This window comes from Streptomyces sp. NPDC050548 (assembly GCF_044457385.1).
Taxonomy (GTDB): domain Bacteria; phylum Actinomycetota; class Actinomycetes; order Streptomycetales; family Streptomycetaceae; genus Streptomyces.
In genome coordinates this window covers 79,099-98,061 of the sequence record NZ_JBITGV010000028.1, presented here as the reverse complement: position 1 = coordinate 98,061, position 18,963 = coordinate 79,099, and the positions used below count along the sequence as shown (strand labels likewise).

Annotated in this window: 14 protein-coding genes; 2 read left to right on the top strand and 12 right to left on the bottom strand. The window is 72.6% G+C overall.

Features of this window, described 5'->3' with window-relative positions; genetic code table 11:
• Nucleotide 1 precedes the first annotated feature (1 nt).
• The 7 genes from ACIBJH_RS45220 to ACIBJH_RS45190 all read right to left on the bottom strand — a co-directional run bounded on the left by ACIBJH_RS45220 (nucleotide 2) and on the right by ACIBJH_RS45190 (nucleotide 7,035).
• Entirely contained in the window at nucleotides 2-808 is an 807-nt protein-coding gene (locus ACIBJH_RS45220; RefSeq protein ID WP_399122829.1) for an FAD/NAD(P)-binding protein, read from the bottom strand.
• The gene (locus ACIBJH_RS45215; protein ID WP_399122828.1) at nucleotides 805-1,269 is read right to left on the bottom strand and encodes a Crp/Fnr family transcriptional regulator; all 465 of its coding nucleotides are present in this window, start codon (nucleotides 1,267-1,269) and stop codon (nucleotides 805-807) included. The genes ACIBJH_RS45220 and ACIBJH_RS45215 overlap by 4 nt, the downstream gene beginning before the upstream one ends.
• The gene (locus tag ACIBJH_RS45210) at nucleotides 1,269-2,408 is read right to left on the bottom strand and encodes a 4Fe-4S dicluster domain-containing protein (protein WP_399122827.1); all 1,140 of its coding nucleotides are present in this window, start codon (nucleotides 2,406-2,408) and stop codon (nucleotides 1,269-1,271) included. Before ACIBJH_RS45210 ends, ACIBJH_RS45215 begins: the two co-directional genes overlap by 1 nt.
• A 547-nt stretch (nucleotides 2,409-2,955) precedes the next feature.
• The gene (locus ACIBJH_RS45205) at nucleotides 2,956-3,213 is read right to left on the bottom strand and encodes a HypC/HybG/HupF family hydrogenase formation chaperone (protein ID WP_399122826.1); all 258 of its coding nucleotides are present in this window, start codon (nucleotides 3,211-3,213) and stop codon (nucleotides 2,956-2,958) included.
• A 6-nt stretch (nucleotides 3,214-3,219) separates the two neighbouring features.
• Nucleotides 3,220-5,508 (bottom strand): carbamoyltransferase HypF, encoded by a 2,289-nt coding sequence (gene hypF, locus ACIBJH_RS45200; protein WP_399122825.1) that lies wholly within the window; start codon nucleotides 5,506-5,508, stop codon nucleotides 3,220-3,222.
• The gene (locus ACIBJH_RS45195) at nucleotides 5,505-6,014 is read right to left on the bottom strand and encodes a hydrogenase maturation protease (protein ID WP_399122824.1); all 510 of its coding nucleotides are present in this window, start codon (nucleotides 6,012-6,014) and stop codon (nucleotides 5,505-5,507) included. Before ACIBJH_RS45195 ends, hypF begins: the two co-directional genes overlap by 4 nt.
• A 190-nt stretch (nucleotides 6,015-6,204) precedes the next feature.
• Complete coding sequence (locus tag ACIBJH_RS45190; RefSeq protein ID WP_399122823.1) at nucleotides 6,205-7,035, bottom strand: universal stress protein; 831 nt, start codon at nucleotides 7,033-7,035, stop codon at nucleotides 6,205-6,207.
• Nucleotides 7,036-7,202: 167 nt separating this feature from the next.
• On the opposite strand from ACIBJH_RS45190, the gene ACIBJH_RS45185 reads away from it, so the two are divergent.
• The gene (locus ACIBJH_RS45185) at nucleotides 7,203-8,105 is read left to right on the top strand and encodes a universal stress protein (RefSeq protein WP_399122822.1); all 903 of its coding nucleotides are present in this window, start codon (nucleotides 7,203-7,205) and stop codon (nucleotides 8,103-8,105) included.
• Nucleotides 8,106-8,120: 15 nt separating this feature from the next.
• Nucleotides 8,121-10,808, top strand: coding sequence for a pyruvate, phosphate dikinase (gene ppdK / locus ACIBJH_RS45180; RefSeq protein ID WP_399122821.1), 2,688 nt, complete (start codon nucleotides 8,121-8,123; stop codon nucleotides 10,806-10,808).
• A gap of 104 nt (nucleotides 10,809-10,912) precedes the next feature.
• Here the strand turns inward: ppdK and ACIBJH_RS45175 are convergent, their stop codons facing one another.
• The 5 genes from ACIBJH_RS45175 to ACIBJH_RS45155 all read right to left on the bottom strand — a co-directional run bounded on the left by ACIBJH_RS45175 (nucleotide 10,913) and on the right by ACIBJH_RS45155 (nucleotide 18,872).
• On the bottom strand, nucleotides 10,913-12,436 hold the full coding sequence (locus ACIBJH_RS45175; protein WP_399122820.1) for a pyridoxal phosphate-dependent decarboxylase family protein: 1,524 nt from the start codon (nucleotides 12,434-12,436) through the stop codon (nucleotides 10,913-10,915).
• A gap of 115 nt (nucleotides 12,437-12,551) precedes the next feature.
• The gene (locus ACIBJH_RS45170) at nucleotides 12,552-14,150 is read right to left on the bottom strand and encodes an acetolactate synthase large subunit (RefSeq protein ID WP_399122819.1); all 1,599 of its coding nucleotides are present in this window, start codon (nucleotides 14,148-14,150) and stop codon (nucleotides 12,552-12,554) included.
• Nucleotides 14,134-15,507 carry an FAD-binding oxidoreductase gene (locus ACIBJH_RS45165; RefSeq protein ID WP_399122818.1) on the bottom strand — a complete coding sequence of 458 codons (1,374 nt, stop codon included), beginning with the start codon at nucleotides 15,505-15,507 and terminating at the stop codon, nucleotides 14,134-14,136. The genes ACIBJH_RS45170 and ACIBJH_RS45165 overlap by 17 nt, the downstream gene beginning before the upstream one ends.
• A gap of 30 nt (nucleotides 15,508-15,537) precedes the next feature.
• Nucleotides 15,538-17,130: an oleate hydratase gene (locus ACIBJH_RS45160; RefSeq protein ID WP_399122816.1), complete on the bottom strand. Its 1,593-nt coding sequence runs from the start codon at nucleotides 17,128-17,130 to the stop codon at nucleotides 15,538-15,540.
• A gap of 257 nt (nucleotides 17,131-17,387) precedes the next feature.
• Nucleotides 17,388-18,872, bottom strand: coding sequence for an anion permease (locus tag ACIBJH_RS45155; RefSeq protein WP_399122815.1), 1,485 nt, complete (start codon nucleotides 18,870-18,872; stop codon nucleotides 17,388-17,390).
• Nucleotides 18,873-18,963: the final 91 nt, after the last annotated feature.

The following is an 18,963-nucleotide window of genomic DNA, read 5'->3' as shown; positions in this document are numbered from 1 at the left end:
CTCACAACTCCCTAATGGACAAAAGGGGTTCGGCGAGGTCCCAGCCGACGACCGCACCGGCCTGGCACACCAGCAGCGGACCGAGCTGGCAGTGCCCGCAATGGCCGGTCGCACAGCGCATGTTGCGTTCCAGCGAGACCCGGACGCGGTCCCGCGCCACACCACGATGGGCGAGTTCACGGGCGGTGGCACGGATCATCGGCTCCGGACCGCAGACGAACGCCGTCGTGTCCTCCGGATCGAAGTGTGCCCGCCCCAGCAACTGGGTGACCACACCGATGTCCCCGCGCCACTCCGCGTCGGGCTGGTCGACCATCACGCCGGTGTACGCCGTGGCCCAGCTCTCGATCTCCTTCCGGCCGATCAGGTCATCCGGGGTGCGGGCCCCGATCAGCACGTTGATACGGCGGTACGCCTCCGGCTCGGCCAGTGCGCTCAGGATCAGCGGCCGCAACGGGGCGAGCCCGATCCCGCCCGCCACGACCAGCACGTCCCGGCCGCGCGCCCGCTCCAGCTCCCAACTCGTGCCGTACGGACCACGAATACCGACGACATCGCCGACCCGGGCCGCACAGAGTCCGTCGGAGACCGCGCCCACGGAGCGGATCGTGTGCGCGAGACCTCCCGTGGCCTGCACGGAACTCACCGAGACGGGGATCTCGCCGCGCCCGAAGCAGTGCACCATCGCGAACTGCCCCGGCACGAAGTCGGGCAGCGCGCCGTCCACCGGTTCGAGCCGCAGGGTCACCGTGTCGCCGGTCTCCTGCCGGCGGGCGACCACGCGATGGGGGACCGGTACGGCGGTCATCGCGGTTCCTTCGTCTCGTACGTCCCGTACAGGTCGACCAGCCGGGCGCGGGCCGCGTTCAGCCGGTGGGCCAGCACCCGGCCGACCCAGTGCTCGACGGCCTGCCCGAAGGCCGGGTCGTCCAGGCACATCAGCCGGACGGCGACCGCGTCGAACTCGTAGGCCCGCAGCTGGGTCACCGTCGCGGCGCCCAACTGCCAGACGTACGGCTCGTACAGCCAGGACCAGCCGACGAGATCCCCGATCCCGAGCGTCTCGACGACCGGCGGCCGGCGACCGGGCACATGCATGTCGAGCGCGGCGGTACCGTCCCGGATGATCCAGAACCGGTTCGCGTGCCCGCCCTCCTCGAACAGCCGGGTACCCGGTGCGAAGGTGACGTCGCGGCCGAGGCGCAGGAGCCGTTCTCGGTGGTCCGGGGGCAGCGCGTGGTTCATCCGGAGAGCGATCGAGGGAGGCATCAGTCCGTCTCCGTTCCGTGTTCGGCGTCCAGCGCGGCGACTTCCTCCGTGATGTCGATACCGGCCGGGCACCAGGCGATGCAGCGCCCGCAGCCCACACAGCCGGAGGTGTCGAACTGGTCGTGCCAGGTGGAGAGTTTGTGGGTCAGCCACTGCCGGTAGCGGCTGCGGGGCGTGGAGCGGACCGGCCCGCCGTGCAGATACGAGAAGTCCAGGTCGAAGCAGGAGTCCCAGCGCTGCCAGCGCTCGGTGTGGTCACCGGTCAGGTCGGTGACCTCCTCCGTGGTGGTGCAGAAGCAGGTGGGGCACACCATCGTGCAGTTGCCGCAGGTCAGACAGCGCTCGGCGACGTCGTTCCAGCGCTCGGCGTCCAGGCTCCCGCTCATCAGCGTCCGCAGGTCGACCGGCGGCATCGAGCGGCCCATACGGTCGCGGGCCGCGTCCACAGATACGCGGGCAGTGGTCTCGGTCCCCGAGTCGGCCGCGCGATGCGGGACTTGCTCGATCAGCCGGGCCCCCTCCTCGCTCCCGACACGCACCAGGAACCGATGACCGTCCTCGTCGATCACCTCGGTCAGCGCGAGGTCGTAGCCGGGATCGGCCGCGGGCCCGCCGCCCATGGACACGCAGAAGCAGGTAGCGCCCGGTTCGGTGCACTCGGCGGCGATCAGCAGCGCCCGCCGCCGACGCTTCCCGTACCCGCTGTCCTCGTACCGCCCGCCGGTCAGCACCCGGTCCTGGATCGCGATGGCCCGCAGATCGCAGGGCCGGACCCCGAGGAACGCGTACGCCGGCGGCTCGGGCGCGTGCTCGGTGAAGACCACCCGCCCCTCCGGCGTCCGGTCGGCACTCCACAGCCGCTCGCGCGCCGGATGCAGATACGACTTCCAGGACTGCGGCCCCGCACTGTGCGCGAAGGCGGCCCCGTCCTCACGGCGGACCAACCGGTAGCGCCCGGCGTCCAGTTCGACGCCCCAGCCGTAGGGGAGCGCGTCCGCAGAGTCCAGCTCTGACAGCACGATCGCACCGTCCCGGACGGTCGGCCCGACGACGGTGCGTCCCTGAGCCACAAGTGCCGCGACCAGTGCGTCCAGACCGTGCCGGTCGAGTACGGCGGCCGGGGCTGCGGGGGCGGTCATGTCGGTCCTCCTCGTACTGGGTGGATCGCGCTTCTCCACCTTCAGCTTCCGACGCGAAAGGGCCCCCACGGCAGGGGCCAACCGGCCCTGCCGCACCAGCCGACCGGATCAACCGAAAGAGACGTGCCGAACGGCACGCCCGGTCATGGACGGCCTGCGGCTCAGAGGCGACCGGTGGTCTCCTGGTCTGCGCGCCCAGCTACGGACGGCCTGCGGTTTCGAACCGGCCTGTGGTTTCCCGTCTGGGCGCTGGCGCGCGGTGCCGTCTGAGGGGCGCGGGGAACGGCGCGATCAGCCACGGATGGCCTGCGGTTTCGAACCGGCCTGTGGTTTCCCGTCTGCAGGCGGGCGCGCAGTGCTCCCGAAGGGGCGCGGGGAACTGCGCGCCCGGCCACGGACGGCCCGCGGCTTCGAGACGACCCGCGTGGTCCCGTCTGCACGCTGGCGCGCAGCGCCGCCCAAGGGGCGCGGGGAACTGCGCGACCAGCCACAGACGGCCCGCAGCCTCGAAACGACCCGGAGTTCCCCAGCCGCACCCAGCCGTGCGTTACGGAAGCGGCTCCCCCAGCTCCCCCTCCACCGCCCCCGCCATCGCCCGCAACACATCGAGCGTGCGCCGCGCCTCCACCTCGTCGACCTGCGTGATCGCGAAGCCGACATGCACGATGACGTACGACCCGACCTCCGCCTCGGGCGTACAGCTGAGGCAGACCTCGCGCCGGATGCCGCCGAAGTCGACCGTGGACATCCGCAGTCCCGCGTCGTCGTGGATCTCCAGAATCCGTCCCGGTATGCCCAGGCACATGCGCGTTCACCTCTCCCCGGCCAGCCGCGCGGCCGCGACCGCCGCCTGGCCGTAGCTGATTCCGCCGTCCCCGACGGGGACCTGGCCGCCGACCAGCACCCGCAGGCCCTGCGCGTGCAGCCGGCGTTTCACCTCGGTCAGCAGCCGCCGGTTGACGAAGCAGCCGCCGCCGAGGCAGACGGTGTGCGGCGCGCCCTCGGCCACCGCCCGTGCCACCAGCTCCGCGGTGACCAGCCCGAGCGTCACATGGAAAGCCGCGGCCAGCCGGGCCACGGGCTCCCCGTCGGCCTGCCGTTCCAGCAGGTCGGTGAGGGTGGGCGCGGGGTCGTACACCCACAGGCCCTGCGCCCGTACGACACGGTGGGCGAGCGGTACGGCGTGCTCGTCGCCCGCCGCCGCTTCGAGGAGGACGGCCGCCTCGCCCTCGTAGCTCACCCGGTCGCAGAGGCCGAGCAGCGCGGCGACCGTGTCGAAGAGGCGTCCGGCGCTGGACGTGAGCGGGCAGTTGACGTCCCGGGCGACCATGGCGCGCACGATGTCCACCTCCGCCGGATCGAGCCGGTCGGTGAAGGACCGCGTGAGCCATGGGTAGGGGAGCGGGGAGCCCAGCGTCTCCCCGCCGAGGAGCCGGCCGAGGGCCGTGCGGGCGGGACGGCGTACCGCCGCGTCGCCGCCGGGCAGGGGCGCGGTCGCGAACCTGCCCACGCGGCGGTAGCCGCTCAGAGAGGCGACGAGGATCTCGCCGCCCCACAGCGTTCCGTCGTCGCCGAGCCCGAGGCCGTCGTAGGCGACCCCGAGGAACGGACCCCGCACCCCGTGCTCGGCCGCACAGGCCGCGACATGCGCGTGATGGTGCTGGACGGGGACGCGGCGCACCTGCTGGGCCTCGGCCCACTGCGTGGACAGATAACCGGGATGCAGATCGTGCGCGAGGGCGACCGGCTCGATACCGGTGAGCCGCTTGAGGTGCTCGTACGACGCCAGGAACGCCTCGTGGGTGGCCACGTCCGCCAAGTCGCCCGTGTGCGGCCCGAGATGGGCCTGGCCGTCGGCGGCCAGCGTGAACGTGTGCTTCAGCTGGGCGCCGACCCCCGCGACCGGTTCGCGCGCGTTCAGCGGCAGCGGGGAGGGGGCCAGGCCGCGGGCCCGGCGGACCGTGATCAGGGTGCGGCCGGCGCACTGCACCACCGAGTCGTCGTAGCGGCTTCGGATCGGCCGGTCGTGGGTGAGGAAGCCGTCGGCGACGCGGGCCAGGGCGCGCCGGGCCTCGTCGTCCCCGATGGCGATCGGCTGGTCGCCGAGGTTGCCGCTGGTGACCACGAGGGGCCGGTTCAGCTCGTCGAGCAGGAGGTGGTGCAGGCCGGTGGTGGGCAGGAACAGGCCGATGTGGTGGAGGCCGGGATGCACCTCGGGCGCGAGCGGGTCGGCACCGTGCCGCTCGCGGCGGGCGAGCAGGACCACCGGGCGTTCCGGAGAGGTCAGGACGCCCCGCTCGGTGGCGCCGATCCGCGCCAGCCGGGCCGCCGCGCCGAGGTCCCCGACCATGACGGCGAACGGCTTCGCCGGGCGGTGCTTGCGCCGCCGCAGCTCCGCCACGGCCGCCGGATCGCCCGCGTCGCACACCAGTTGGTAGCCGCCGAGCCCCTTCAGCGCGACGATCCCGCCCCCGGCGACGGTCTTCACCGCCGACCGCAGGGCCGCCTCACCGCGCAGTTCCTCCCAGGCCAGCTCGGGACCGCACACCGGACAGGCGATGGGCTCGGCGTGGAAGCGCCGGTCGCCGGGGTCGGCGTACTCGGCCGCACAGACCGGGCACATCGGGAAGCGGTTCATGGTCGTGCGGATCCGGTCGTACGGCAGGTCCTCGATGATCGTGGCGCGTGGCCCGCAGTCCGTGCAGTTGATGAAGGGGTAGCGGTGCCGGCGGTCCGTGGGATCGCGCAGTTCGTGCAGACAGGCCGCGCAGATCGCCGCGTCCGGCGGGACCTCGCGCGCCGTGCGACCGGTGGGCGCGGGCGCGCTGTGCCGGACGTGGAAGCCGGGACGGTACGCCGACTGCCGTGTGGCGTCGGCCAGTTGGACTCTGCGTACCCGTGCCAGGACCGGGGCGGTGGTCCGCAGCCGGGCCGCGAACTCGGCGATGGCGGGAGGCGGTCCGGCGACCTCGCCCTCCACGTGCCCGTCGACGTTGGCGACCCAGCCGTCGAGACCGAGTTCGGCCGCCGTGCGGTACACGAACGGCCGGAAGCCGACGCCCTGGACGGTGCCGTCCACGCGGAATCGCCGCAACATCATGACCGCCGCCCCCCGGCCGTCGCGTCCCGGTGCCGTGCGAGTTCGTTCCCCACGGCCGTCACGAGCGGATCCACGGCGGCCTCTACGGCGGGGGAGAGCCCGGTGCCGAACGAACCGTCGGCGCCCTCCACGGCGTACACCACCAGGTGGTCGGGCAGGAGGCCGAGGACGCGGGCCAGTTCGACGGCCTCGCCGAGGCCCAGCCCGTGCGAACTGGTCGTCTGCGGCCGGTCGAGGCGTCCCCCGTCGAGTTCGAGCCGGTGGACTCGGCCGGGAGTACCCGGGTGCGCGTGGGCCGCGTCGACGACCACGGCGAGCGCGGCGCCCTCCCACAGCCCGATCAGCCGGCCGGGGTCGCCGTCGCAGGTCGCGAACACGGTGTCCGGTGGAGACGGCCCGCTCTCGTCCCGCTCCCGGAGCCGTTCGACCACGGCCCAGCCCACGCCGTCGTCGCGCCGGAACTCGTTCCCGACCCCGATCACGGCGATGCGCGTACGCGTCCTCATGGCTCTCACCGTGCGCCACCGCCGCCCGCTCCCACAGGGGCCGAACGACCCATCCGCCGGGGCCGACCCGCCTCGCCGTGGCTCAGGTGTGCGCCAGGGCGACCGGTGTTGCCGTGGCTCGGGTGGGTGCCGGGCCGACCCGTCTCGCCGCGACCTGGATGGGCACCGGACCAGCCCACCTCGCCGCGACCTAGGCCGGAACAACGGCGACCGGGCAGCGCGCATGCCGCAGCAGGGCCAGGGCGGTGGTGCCCGGGGCGTCGTGCCGGCCGAGCACCACCAGTCCGGACGTCTCGGAGGCGTGGGCCAGGGCCTCGGCCGGCGGGAACAGCAGCACGTCCGCCCGGACCTCGACGTCCGGGTACTTGCCGCGCCACGGGCGCAGCACGTCGGACAGCAGGTCCTCCTCGTGGTCCTCCCGGGCGGCCCGCTCCTGCTCCGACAGCGGGAGGAGCGAGGTGGCGGCGCTCGCGGGAAGTGCCCAGGCGTGCACCGCGTGCAGCCGGACGCCGTGCAGCCTGGCCGCCTCGAAGGCGAAGGCGAGCGCGCCGCCGGACGGGTCCCGGGCGTCGACCCCCACGGTGACGGCGTCCGTGTGACCCGGCACATCGAGCCCCGCGAGGGTCCCGGGCACGAGCACCAGCGGCCCGGCGCACCCGGTGGCCAGGGCCGCCGCGGTCGAGCCAAGGGGCATCCGGGTGTGCTGGCCCTCGCCGCGCAGACCGAGCACGACCAGTTCCGCCCGCGCGCTCGCCGCCCGCAGCTCGGGGACGGGTGCCCCGGCCAGGCTCACCGCCCGGACGGTCAACGACGGATGGCGGGCGGTGAGTTCGGCGACCACGTGGTCCGCCACCGCGTCCGGCCGGTAGGGCCAGTGCTCCACCGGGTCCAGGTTCTCCGGCGGCGCCACATGCACCACCCGCAGCGGCAGCCCGCGCCGCAGCGCCTCGCGCGCGGCCCAGTCCGCGGCGACACGGCTGCGTGCCGACCGGTCGACTCCGGCGATGATCACTCGTTCCATGGTGTGCCGCCTTCCAGGTCCGTGGCCCCTCCACCATGACGGTCCGGGCCGGGCGTGTGCTGGGGCCGAACGGACCCCGGGTGGAGACCTGGCGGCCCATACCTGCGGCCGGAGCGCGGGACGACCCTGGAAGGGAGGAGCTGACCGAGCGCAGGAGGTGCGGGATCATGCTTCCGCCCGTCATCGCCGGAGTCGACGGTTCCGCGGAGAGTCTCGCCGCGGCCGACTGGGCCGCCAGGGAGGCGGCACGCCGCCACCTGCCGTTGCGGCTCGTGCACGTCTGGAACTGGCATCCGCGCCAGGAGGACGGCGAACCCGTCACGGCCGCCCAGCGGCAGCAGGCGGGCCGCGTCCTGCGGCAGGCCAGGGCGAGGTGCCGTGCCGTCGCCCCGGAGGTCCGCCCGTACGAGGAGCAGGTGGAGGGTCCCGCGACCGCCGCCCTGCTCAGGGCGGCCGAGGAGGCGGAGCTGCTGGTGCTGGGCTCCCGCGGCCTGAGCGGGTTCACCGGGCTGCTGGTGGGCTCGGTCGCGCAGGGCGTGGTGGCCCGCGCCACGCATCCCGTGGTGCTTGTGCGGGCGGACGAGAAGGCCGCCGACGAGCACCTTCCGGCGGGCGACGGACGCCCCTCCGTCCTGACCGGTAACCGGGACGTGGTCCTGGGCGTCGACCTCGGCGATCCCTGCGACGCGGTGATCGAGTTCGCCTTCGAGGCGGCCCGGGTGCGCGGCGCCCGCCTCCGTGCCGTCCACGCCTGGCAGCCGCCGTCCCTACTGGGGCTCGGCCCCGGTGAGATCGCCCTGGTGAGCGGCCCGCAGCTAGCCGAGGAATGGCACGGCTTCCTGTCCGCCGTACTCCAGGTGTGGCGCGACAAGTACCCCGGCGTCGAGGTCGCCGAGACGGTCGCGGAGGGCCGGGCACAGTCCGCGCTGCTCCGGGCCGCCTCCGAGGCGGGCCTCCTCGTGGTCGGCCGGCACCTCACCGACAGGCCGGCGGGTCCGCGCATCGGCCCCGTCACCCATACCGCCATCCATCACGTCGGCTGCCCCGTGGCCGTCGTACCCCACGAGTGAGAGGCCCGAGTCCTGATGACTGCGCCGACCAAGTACGTGTACGAGTTCGCCGAAGGCAGCCGGGAGATGGCCGCCCTGCTGGGCGGCAAGGGCGCCGGCCTGGCCGAGATGACCCGGCTCGGGCTGCCCGTGCCGCCCGGATTCACCGTCACCACCGAGGCCTGCAAGGTCTACCTGAAGACGGGCGATGAGCCGCCGGAGCTGGCCATCGAGACGGCCCGCGCGCTGGCCGGACTGGAACGGACGATGGGCCGCACCCTCGGCGCGCCCGACGATCCGCTGCTGGTGTCCGTCCGATCGGGCGCCCGCTTCTCCATGCCCGGCATGATGGAGACCATCCTCGACATCGGCCTCAACGACCGGTCCGTCACCGGGATCGCCAAGGCGTCCGGGCAGGAGCGGTTCGCCTGGGACTCCTACCGGCGGCTCATCCAGATGTTCGGCCACACCGTGATGGGTGTCGACGGCGACCTGTTCGAGGAGGCCATCGCCGCGCACAAGGCACGCCGTGAGGTGACCGGCGACCACGACCTCGACGCCGCCGAACTCGCCCTGATCGCCGAGGAGTTCAAGGCCATCATCCGCAAGGAGACCGGCGAGGACTTCCCGCAGGACCCAGCCGAGCAGCTGACCCGCGCGATCCGCGCGGTCTTCGACTCCTGGAACGGCGAACGCGCCCGCGTCTACCGCCACCGCGAACACATCTCGGAGGACCTCGGCACCGCCGTCAACGTCCAGGCGATGGTCTTCGGCAACCTCGGCGACGACTCCGGCACCGGCGTCACCTTCACCCGCGACCCGGCCACCGGCGAACGCGGCATGTACGGCGACTACCTGCCCGACGCGCAGGGCGAGGACGTCGTCGCCGGCGTCCGCGACGCACTGCCCCTGATCGAGCTGAAGCGGCTCAACCCGCGCGCGTACGTCCAGCTCAGCGATCACCTGCGCACCCTGGAGCAGCACTACCGCGACCTGTGCGACGTCGAGTTCACCGTCGAGCGCGGCAAGCTGTGGATCCTGCAGACCCGCGTCGGCAAGCGCACCGCCGAGGCCGCGTTCCGCATCGCCCACGACCTGCGCGAGGAGGGCACCATCGGCGCGGACGAGGCCCTGGTCCGCGTCGACGGCACCGAGCTGACCCGGCTGATGTTCCCGCGCTTCGACACCACCCCGGCCGACGTTCCCCTCGCCCACGGCGTCCCCGCCTCCCCGGGTGCGGCCGTCGGCGTCGTGGTCTTCGACTCCGCCGAGGCGGTACGACGCGCCGCGGCCGGCGAGGCCACGGTTCTCGTCCGCCGCGAGACCACCCCCGACGACCTCCCCGGCATGATCGCCGCACAGGCCGTCCTGACCAGCCGCGGCGGCAAGACCAGCCACGCCGCCGTCGTCGCGCGCGGCATGGGCAAGGTCTGCGTCTGCGGTGCCGAAGCCCTCACCGTCGACCCGACGGCCCGTCAGTTCACCACGGAATCGGGTGTGTTGGTGCACGAGGGCGACACCATCTCCGTCGACGGCACCGCCGGCACCGTCCACCTCGGCGCGCTCCCGCTGACCGCGTCCGACGTCGGCCGCGCGCTGGAGACCGGCACCGCGAGCGGCCCGTTGACGGAGGCGGTCCTGGGAGCCCTCACCCACGCCGACTCCGTACGACGCCTCGAAGTGCGGGCCAACGCCGACACCCCCGAGGACGCCGTACGAGCCCGCAGCCTGGGCGCGCAGGGCATCGGTCTCTGCCGCACCGAGCACATGTTCCTCGGCGAGCGCAGGGCGCTGGTCGAGGCGATGATCCTGGCCCGCGACGACAACGCCCGCCGGGAGGCCCTGGCCGCCCTGCTGCCCCCCCAGCGCGAGGACTTCACCGGCATCCTCACGGCGATGGACGGACTCCCGGTGACCATCCGGCTCATCGACCCGCCCCTGCACGAATTCCTGCCGGACCGCACGGAGTTGGCCGTACGCCTGGCCCGCACCGAGCACCCGGACCCCCACGACCGCGAACTGCTCGCCGCCGTCGAGCGCATGCACGAGCAGAACCCGATGCTCGGCCTGCGCGGCGTCCGGCTCGGCCTGGCCGTACCCGGACTGATGGCCATGCAGGTGCGGGCGATCGCCGAGGCCGTGGTCGAACGGCTGCGGGCCGGTGGCCGGCCACGCGCCGAGATCATGATCCCGCTCGTCGGGACGGTCGAGGAACTGCGCCTGGCCCGCACCGAGGCGGAAGGGGTCCTCGCAGAGGTCCAGGAGGAGACCGGCACGACCCTCGACTGCCCGATCGGCACGATGATCGAGCTGCCGCGCGCCGCGCTCACCGCGGGACGCATCGCCGAGCACGCCGACTTCTTCTCCTTCGGCACCAACGACCTGACCCAGACCACCTGGGGCCTGTCCCGCGACGACGCCGAGGCCTCCTTCTTCCCGCTGTACCTGGAGAAGGGCGTCTTCACCGTGTCGCCGTTCGACACGATCGACCAGGAGGGCGTGGGCCGACTCGTGGAGCTGGCCGTCGAGGCGGGCCGCAGCGTCAACTCCCGTCTGGAGACCGGGGTCTGCGGCGAACACGGCGGTGACCCGGAGTCCATCCACTTCTTCCACCGGGTGGGTCTGGACTACGTCTCCTGCTCGCCGTTCCGCATCCCGGCGGCACGGCTGGAGGCGGGGCGGGCGGCCCTCATGGACATCACTGGAGGCAGCGACAGCAGGTGAGCCGGTCGGTCAGCCAGGAAGGCAGCGCGAGCACAGGTCTCTCCGGTCGATCAAGGAGCGTCGCAGCTCCACGACCGCGGGCCTGTGCTCGCCTCGGCCTGCGGTCATCGGTGCCGCGGCGGCCGACCGGTCCCGGGGGCGGAGTGCTCGGCGTCGGCGGCGTGGAGGACTTCGCGGATCAGCAGGTCGAGGTCGTCGACGGTGGTGCGGTAGTTGCACAGGGCGGCGCGCAGGACGGTGCGGCCGTGCACGGCGACGGTGGCGAGATAGGCCCGTCCGCCGTCCTGGACGCGCCGGGCGACGCGGGTGTGTAGGCCGTCCGGGTCGCCCCCGTCGGGGTCGGTGATCCGGAAGCAGGCGACCGGCCACGGCCCGCCGGCCAGCAGATGAAGCCGGGGCTCGGCGGTGATCCGCTCGCGCAACACGCCGGCGAGGGCCAGGTAGTGCTCGATGAGCCCGGTGACGCCCTCGCGTCCCAGGTGGCGCAGGGTGGCCCACAGGCCGAGGGCGCGGGTGCCGGGACGGGTCAGCTCGATCGTCGCGTGGGACAGCCAGGGCAGGGCGTCCGGTTCACCGGCGGTGAGGTACGAGGCCTGGTGGGCGAAGGCCGTGTGCAGGTGCTCGGGGTCGGGGACGAGCAGCGCCCCGCACCCCACCGGCACGCTGAGCGTCTTGTGCGGGTCCACGGTCAGCGAATCGACACCACCGACGCCCGTGTACCGGGGTGCCAGGGCGGGCACGGCGGCGCCGAGTCCGCCCCAGGCTCCGTCCGCGTGGTGCCACATCCCCACGCTCCGGCACAGCTCCGTGACCGGTTCGAGCGGGTCCACGGCGCCGGTGGCGGTGGTGCCCAGCGTGGTGACGGTGCAGAAGGGCAGCAGGCCGGCGTCCAGGTCGGCGGCCACCGCGGCGCGCAGCGCGACGGGGTCCAGGCGGTCGTACGGGTCGGTGGCGACGGGGCGCAGCCGGTGGGCGGGCAGGCCGATGCAGGTGGCCGCCTTGGCGACGGACATGTGTGCCTGGTCGCTGCAGTAGAGGGTGAGGCGGGCGTGGTCGCGGTCGAAGGTGGGGCCGTCGGCGGAGCCGCGCCGGGTCAGGAACCAGGTGCGGGCGGTGGCCAGGGCGAGCAGGTTGGCCATTGAGCCGCCACTTGTCAGGACCCCGCCCGCACTCTCGGGCAGCCCCGCCAGGTCGGCGAGCATGCGCACGGTGCCGCGTTCCAGGTCCATCAGGGCGTTCTCGCCCATACCGCAGGTCGCGTTGACGGCACAGGCCAGCAGGTCGGCGACGATCCCGGCGGGCGCGGGCGGCGAGTTGACCCAGGCGAAGAACGCGGGGTGTCCGTTCCCGGTCGGGTACGGTGCGATCTCGTCGCGGACGAAGTCCAGCACCTCACCGAACTCGCCGCCCCGCTGCGGCAGCCCTCCGGTACGCAGCCGGGACCGCACCTGTGGAGGCAGGGGACGGGCGACCGGTCCCAGCGGCAGTTCGCTCAGATACCGGGCGGCCCACTCGGCCGCCGCCACGAGTTCGTCCCGCAGCACCTTCGCGTGGACCGCGGGCGGCTCCGGGGACAGGCCGAACCGGCCGAGTCGAGAGGGACCTTGATCGTGCAAACGCTGAGCCATGGTGGCGTGTGGGGCCTTTCGTTCGTCACAGGACCCCCTGGTCGGCGGAGCGAGGGCCATGATCGTAACGAGCGAGCCGCATCGGCCGACACGTGCACCGGCGGTCGGCGACCGTTCAGAACAACACCGGCACAACCGCCTCGATCAGATGCGGCCCCGGCTCGGCGAAGGCCTCGCGCAACCGGTCCGTGAACTCCTCGGCGGTGGTCGCGCGCGACGCCGGTACACCCATGCCCCGGGCGAGGGCGACGAAGTCGAGGCCGGGCCGGGTCAGATCGAGCAGGTCGCGGTGGGCGGGGCCGTACGCACGCGTGCCGAGTCGCTGGGACTCCATGGTGAGGATCGCGTACGAGCCGTTGGCGAAGACCACGGTGGTGATGTCGAGCCCTTCGCGGGCATGGGTCCACAACGCGGAGATGGTGTACATGGCGCTGCCGTCGGCCTCCAGACACAGCACCGGCCGGTCCGGGCGGGCGATCGCCGCACCGGCTGCGAGCGGCAGGCCCTGGCCGATGGCCCCGCCGGTGAGGGTGAGCCAGTCGTGGCGCGGTGCGCCCGCCGTGGCCCCGGGGAGCCAGAGGCCGGAGGTGTTGGCCTCGTCGACCACGATCGCTCCCTCGGGCAGCAGCGCCCCGACGGCCATGGCGGCGGACTCGGCGGTCAGCGCGCCGGTCGGCGATGCCGGCCGTGCGGCGGGCTGAAGCACCGCCGATACGTCCGCCGCGACGGAGTCCGCCAAGTCGCCCAAGGCAGCGGGGATGTCGTCGGCCGTCGTGGCGAGGGTGTGTACCTGGCAGCCGTCCGGCACCAACTGACTGGGCAGAGTCGGGTGGGCGAAGAACGACACCGGGGCGCGGGCGCCCACCAGCACCAGGTGCCGTACGCCGTCGAGTTGGGCCATCGCGCCCTCGGCGAGGTACCCGAGTCGCTCCACCGTCGGCAGGCCCGCGCCGCGTTCCAGGCGTGCCGGGAACGTCTCGCACAGCAGCCGGGCGCCGGTCGCGGCGGCGATCCGGCCGGCCGCGCTCAGCGCCGGTTCGCGGGTGGCGGCGCCGCCGAGGAGCAGGGCGGCGGGTTCGCCGGAGTGCAGGGCCGCGGCCACGGTGGCGATGGTCTGTTCCGGTACGGCAGCAGGTGGCGGGGGCGCGACCGGCGGCGCGGGCTGGGCACCGTCCGACCAGGACACGTCGGCGGGCAGCAGGAGGGTGGCCACTTGCCCCGGATGACCCGTGGCGGCGGCCACCGCCTCCGCCACGTCACCGCCGACCGTGGCGGGGTCGGCGCAGCGGCGGACCCAGCCGGAGACGGTACGCGCCAGCGCGTCGACGTCCGACTCCAGCGGCGCGTCGTACTTCTTGTGGGACGTCGCGTGGTCGCCGACCAGGTTCACCACCGGGGTGGCGGCACGGCGGGCGTTGTGAAGGTTGGCCAGGCCGTTGCCGAGCCCCGGGCCGAGATGCAGCAGGGTGGCGGCGGGACGGCCGGTCATCCGGCCGTAGCCGTCGGCCGCTCCGGTGGCGACGCCTTCGAACAGGCACGGGACGGCGCGCAGGGTGGGCTCGTCGTCCAGGGCGGCGACGAAGTGCAGTTCGGAGGTGCCGGGGTTGGCGAAGCACACCTCGACGCCGGAGTTCCTGAGGGTGCGGGCAACGGCATGGGCACCGTTCACGGTGTTTCCGCCCTTCATGTGGATGCGGTCAGTCGAAGAGGACACCGGGGTTGAGGATCCCGTCGGGGTCGAAGGCGTGCTTGATCCGGCGCATCAGTTCCACCTTGGCGGGGTCCTCCAGTTCCAGGAAGTACCGCTTCTTCGCCGTACCGATGCCGTGCTCGCCGGAGATCGCCCCGCCGAGGTCCGCGCCCGCCCGGAACAGTCGTCGGAGGACCTTCTCCCGTCGCTGCTCGTCCGGTTGGAAGACCGCGAGGTGCACGTTGCCGTCGCCCGCGTGCCCACAGCCGGTGATGATCGATCCGCTGTCTTTGGCGATGACGTCCGCCGCCGCGAGCAGCCGGGGCAGGGAGGCGCGGGGTACCACGATGTCCACGATCTCGTCGGCGCCGGCCGCCTTGGAGGCCCAGAACGCCCGCTCCCGGGCCTCGATCAGCTGGCGCGCGGCTGCCGCGGGCAGCATGTAGACGTCGGTCGCGCCCAGTTCGAGCAACTGCCCGCCGAGTGACTCGACATCGGCTTCGAGCCGTTCGGCCGACTGGTCTTCGAGGACCACGACCAGATAGGCGAGCGCCGTGTCGCGGACCTGTTGCGGGATGCCGAGCCCGAGATCCTGCTGGGCGGTCATCGCCGCCATCGTGAGCATGTCGACGTACTCCAGGGCCAGCGGATCCAGGCCCGTGGCCAGCAGGCGCGGTACCGCGCGGGCGATCTCCTCGGCCGTCGCGAAGGGCGCCAGCACTGTCGCGCCGTGCCCGGCGCGGGGCTTCAGGCGCAGGACCGCCTCGGTGACGAGGGCGAGGGTGCCCTCGGAGCCGACGAGCAGTTGAGTCAGGTCGTAGCCGGTGCTCGTCTTGACGTACTTCCCGCCGCTGCGCACGATCGCGCCGGAGGCGAGGACCGCCTCGACTCCGAGCACGTGGTGGCGGGTGACGCCGTGCCGGACGGCGTGCATGCCGCCGGCGTTGGTGGCGATGGTGCCGCCGACCGAAGCGCTCGACTCACCCGGGCGTACCGGGTAGCAGAGCCCGAACTCGGCTGCGTGGTCGTCGAGTTCGGCCAGGGTGACACCCGGCTGCACCACCGCTACGTGGTTGTCGGCGTCGATCTCCACCACGTGGTTCATCCGCTCGAAGGACACGACGATCCCGCCCGTGGCAGGCACGCAGGCACCGCACAGCCCGGTGCCGGAACCCCGTGCCGTCACGGGGACCCGCTGCATGGCGGCGACCGCCAGAATCTCCGACACCTCGGCGGTCGCCGCGGGACGCACCACGTACCTCGGCCGTCGGGCCGCGACGGCCAGCGACTCGTCGTGCCCGTACTCCTCCGGAACGTGGTCCTCCATGAGCATGTGTTCCGGCCCCACCACCTTCGCCAGGAGCGATCCGGTGTCGGTCATGATCCCGTTCCCTTCGTCGGGGTTTCCCGCTCAGGCCAGCGTGGACCTGAGCACGTCGAAGGCCGTCGTCGGATCGGCCAGGGCGTGGTAGATGCCGGGTATCTCGCGCTCGTCGAGACCGAGGAGGCCGTAGACGGCGTGCATGGCGCCGCGCACGGAGTACTCGACGGTGAAGACCACGTCCTCGGGGATCTCCGTGAACTGGCCCAGGAAGGCGAAGTTGGCGGAGCCGCGCGGGATCACCAGGGGCCGGTCGTGGACGGTGCGCGGGGCGAACTGGCTGGTGATGTACGGCATCATCACCGGGATCACGGTCGTGGTCGCCGCGACCTGTTCCTCGATGTCCGACATCCCGAGGTGGCCGAGGAGTTCGGTGAGGATCTCCCGGCCCGTGGCCTTCGCCATCGGCTTGCCGACGAAGTCGCCGTCGCGGTCGGTGAACAGGCCGTAGCCCCACAGGGTGCAGACGTTCTCGGGCTGGCCGTCGAAGTGCGGGGCGTGCGGTACGACCACGGACATCAGCCAGTTGGAGTCCTTGAACGTCATCAGGGCGCCCGTGCCGGGGAGGTTGCCGGACAGCTCCTCGATGCGGTGCAGGAGCAGCGGGTCGCGCATGGTGAGGGTGAAGGACTCCCACTTGGCCTCGTCCACGTTGCCGTTGAAGGCGGTGGGCCGGCCGAAGTCCTCGGCCTTGGCGGCGATGGTCTCCCAGAGCCGCCATCCGCCGTCCCGCTTGTCGCGGACGAGTTGCGGCGCGCTGTCGTCGGTGCCGTAGGCGGCGTCGGCGGTCATCGATCCCAGGGTGAGGAACGCGTAGTCGTCGGCGGTGAGTTCGTACGTGTCGGGTCGCCCGTCGCGTTCGAGGTGCAGACGGCGAGCGCGTCGTACGCCCTCCTCGTCGGTGGTGAAGTCCACGTCGGTGACCCGCACGCCGTACTCGAAGACCACACCACGGGCATCGAGCCAGGAACGCAGCGGCCGGACGATCGAGTCGAACTGGTTGAGGCGGGTGCGGCGCACGCCCGCGAGGGTGTGCATGCGCGGGAACTCCTGCATGAAGCGCAGGAGATACCGCTTCAGTTCGATGGCGCTGTGCCAGTTCTGGAAGGCGAAGGTGGTGCGCCACATCGCCCAGAAGTTGGTGGCGAAGAAGTGCGGCGAGAAGAAGTCCTCGATCCTGCGGGCGCCGATGACCCCTTCGGGCAGCACCAGCAGACGGGTCAGTTCCAGGCGGTCGCGGGTGTCGAGGCCGTAGTCGGCGGCGTCGAGGATCGTGGTGCCCCGGCCGATCAGACGGGCCTTGGCGTCGGTGGGCCACTTGGCGTTGAACTCGGTGATCTCCTCGCGTACCGACACCGTCTCGTCGGTGAGGGTGGGGATCGTCTCCAGGAGGTTCCACAGGCAGGTGTAGGCCTCCTCCTCCAGCATCCGTCCGCCCCGGGTGACGTACCCGGCGGGCTCGCCGCTGCCGTCCATCGAGCCGCCGGCGACGGGGAGTTCCTCCAGGACGTGGATGTGCTCGCCGGGGAAGTCCGCGTCGCGGACGAGGAAGGCGGCGACCGCGAGGGAGGCGATGCCGCCGCCGACGAGGTAGGCATGGGATGAGTGCGGAGCGTCTGCCATGACGTCCCTCCGTTCTGCCGCCCGGGTGGGTGCGGGCGGTCGACAGTGTTCAGGACCCGGGCACGGACACCTGCTCTGGTTTCGCGGTGTGGGGTGCGGCGGGCGGCGCCGAGGTGCTCGGGACGAGCGTGGCGGCCTTGGTGTTCAGTCAACTCACGGGGTGATCGACCGGGCAGGGGCCGGAGGTCCCTACCCGTCGGCAGATGGTCCCGGGGCCGGCCGCCCGGCGGGACCGGCCGACAGGTGGGGGAGCGGCCTCACCAGCGGCCGAGGACCTTCAGCCACAGGGCCCCCACACTCATCCAGATGACGATGTTCGCGCCGGCGGCGATCAGCCCGGTGCGCCACCATTCGCCGAGGGTGACGTAGCCGCCGCCGAAGAGGACGGGGGCCGGACCCGAGGCGTAGTGGGTCAGACCGCCGTACAGCGAGCTGATGAAGCCGAGCACCAGGGCGGCCATCACCGGCGGTGCGCCGGTGGCGATCGCGGCCGAGAGGAAGGCCGCGTACATCGCCGCCACGTGCGCGGTGTTGGAGGCGAAGAGGTAGTGGGAGAAGAGGTAGACCAGCGTCAGGATCACGAACGCGGTCTGCCAGCCCACGCCGTCGGTGGCCTTGGTCATGGTGTCGCTGAACCAGCCGATCACCCCGAGTTCCTGAAGCTGACCGGCCATCATGACCAGGACGGAGAACCACACCAGCGTCGTCCAGGCCGACTTCTCCGCGACCAGGTCGCCCCACGTCAGTACGCCCGTGACGAGCAGCAGGGCCACGCCGGTGAAGGCGGAGACGGTGGCCGACAGGTCCCAGACCTGGCCGCCCACCGACCACAGCAGGAGCAGCAGGACGAAGACCCCTGCCATGGTCCATTCCTGACGGGACATCCGGCCGAGCTCGGCGAGCTGGGCGCGGGCCTGACCCGGCGCCTGAGGCGTGGCACGGACGGTGGGCGGGAAGACGCGGTACAGCAGCGCGGGGAGCACCAGCAGGGCGACCAGGCCGGGAACGATCGCCGCCAGGGCCCAGGAGGTCCAGGTGAGGTGGATGCCGTGGTCCGCGGCGAGCTTCTGCACCAGGGGATTGGCGGCCATGGAGGTCAGGAACATGGCGCTGGTGACCGTGTTGATCTGCATGGCGGTGACGGTGAGGTAGGCGCCCAGCGTGCGGCGGCTCTCGTCCCCGGGGTGCGAGCCGGCGTTGGCGCTCAGCGAGCGGATGACCGGCTGGATGACACCGCCGGAGCGAGCGGTGTTGCTGGGCGTGGCCGGGGCCAGCACGAGGTCGGTCAGGGTGATGCCGTAAGCAAGTCCCAGGCTGCTGCGGCCCAGAGCGCGGACGAACAGCAGGGCGATACGACGGCCGAGGCCGGTCTTGGTGAAGCCGAGGGAGATGAAGAACGCCGCCACGATCAGCCAGATCGTCGGCTCGGAGAAACCGCCGAGCGCGACGTCCGGCTCCAGGGTGCCGGTGATCATCGTGACCGTGAGGCCGACCAGGGCGACCGCGCCCAGCGGCAGCGGCTGCAGGATCAGACCGAGCACGGTCCCGGTGAAGACGGCCAGGACCGCCCAGCCACCGGACTTGATTCCGTCGGGCTGCGGCAGAAGATAGACGACCAGGCCTGCCAGCACCGGAACGATCCACTTCAGCGCCGTTCCCACGGTCACTGTCCTGGGCGGGGTGACGCTCGTACCGGGCGCCGCCCCGGTGGGCGATCCCTCGGAGTCTTTGAAGGGAGCCATCTCTTCCATCCCACGCGTAGGGTCCGGCGCTCCGCGGAGTCCACGGTCCGAACGGGGTCGATCTTGTGGGTCCACGGTGATGGAGGCGGAT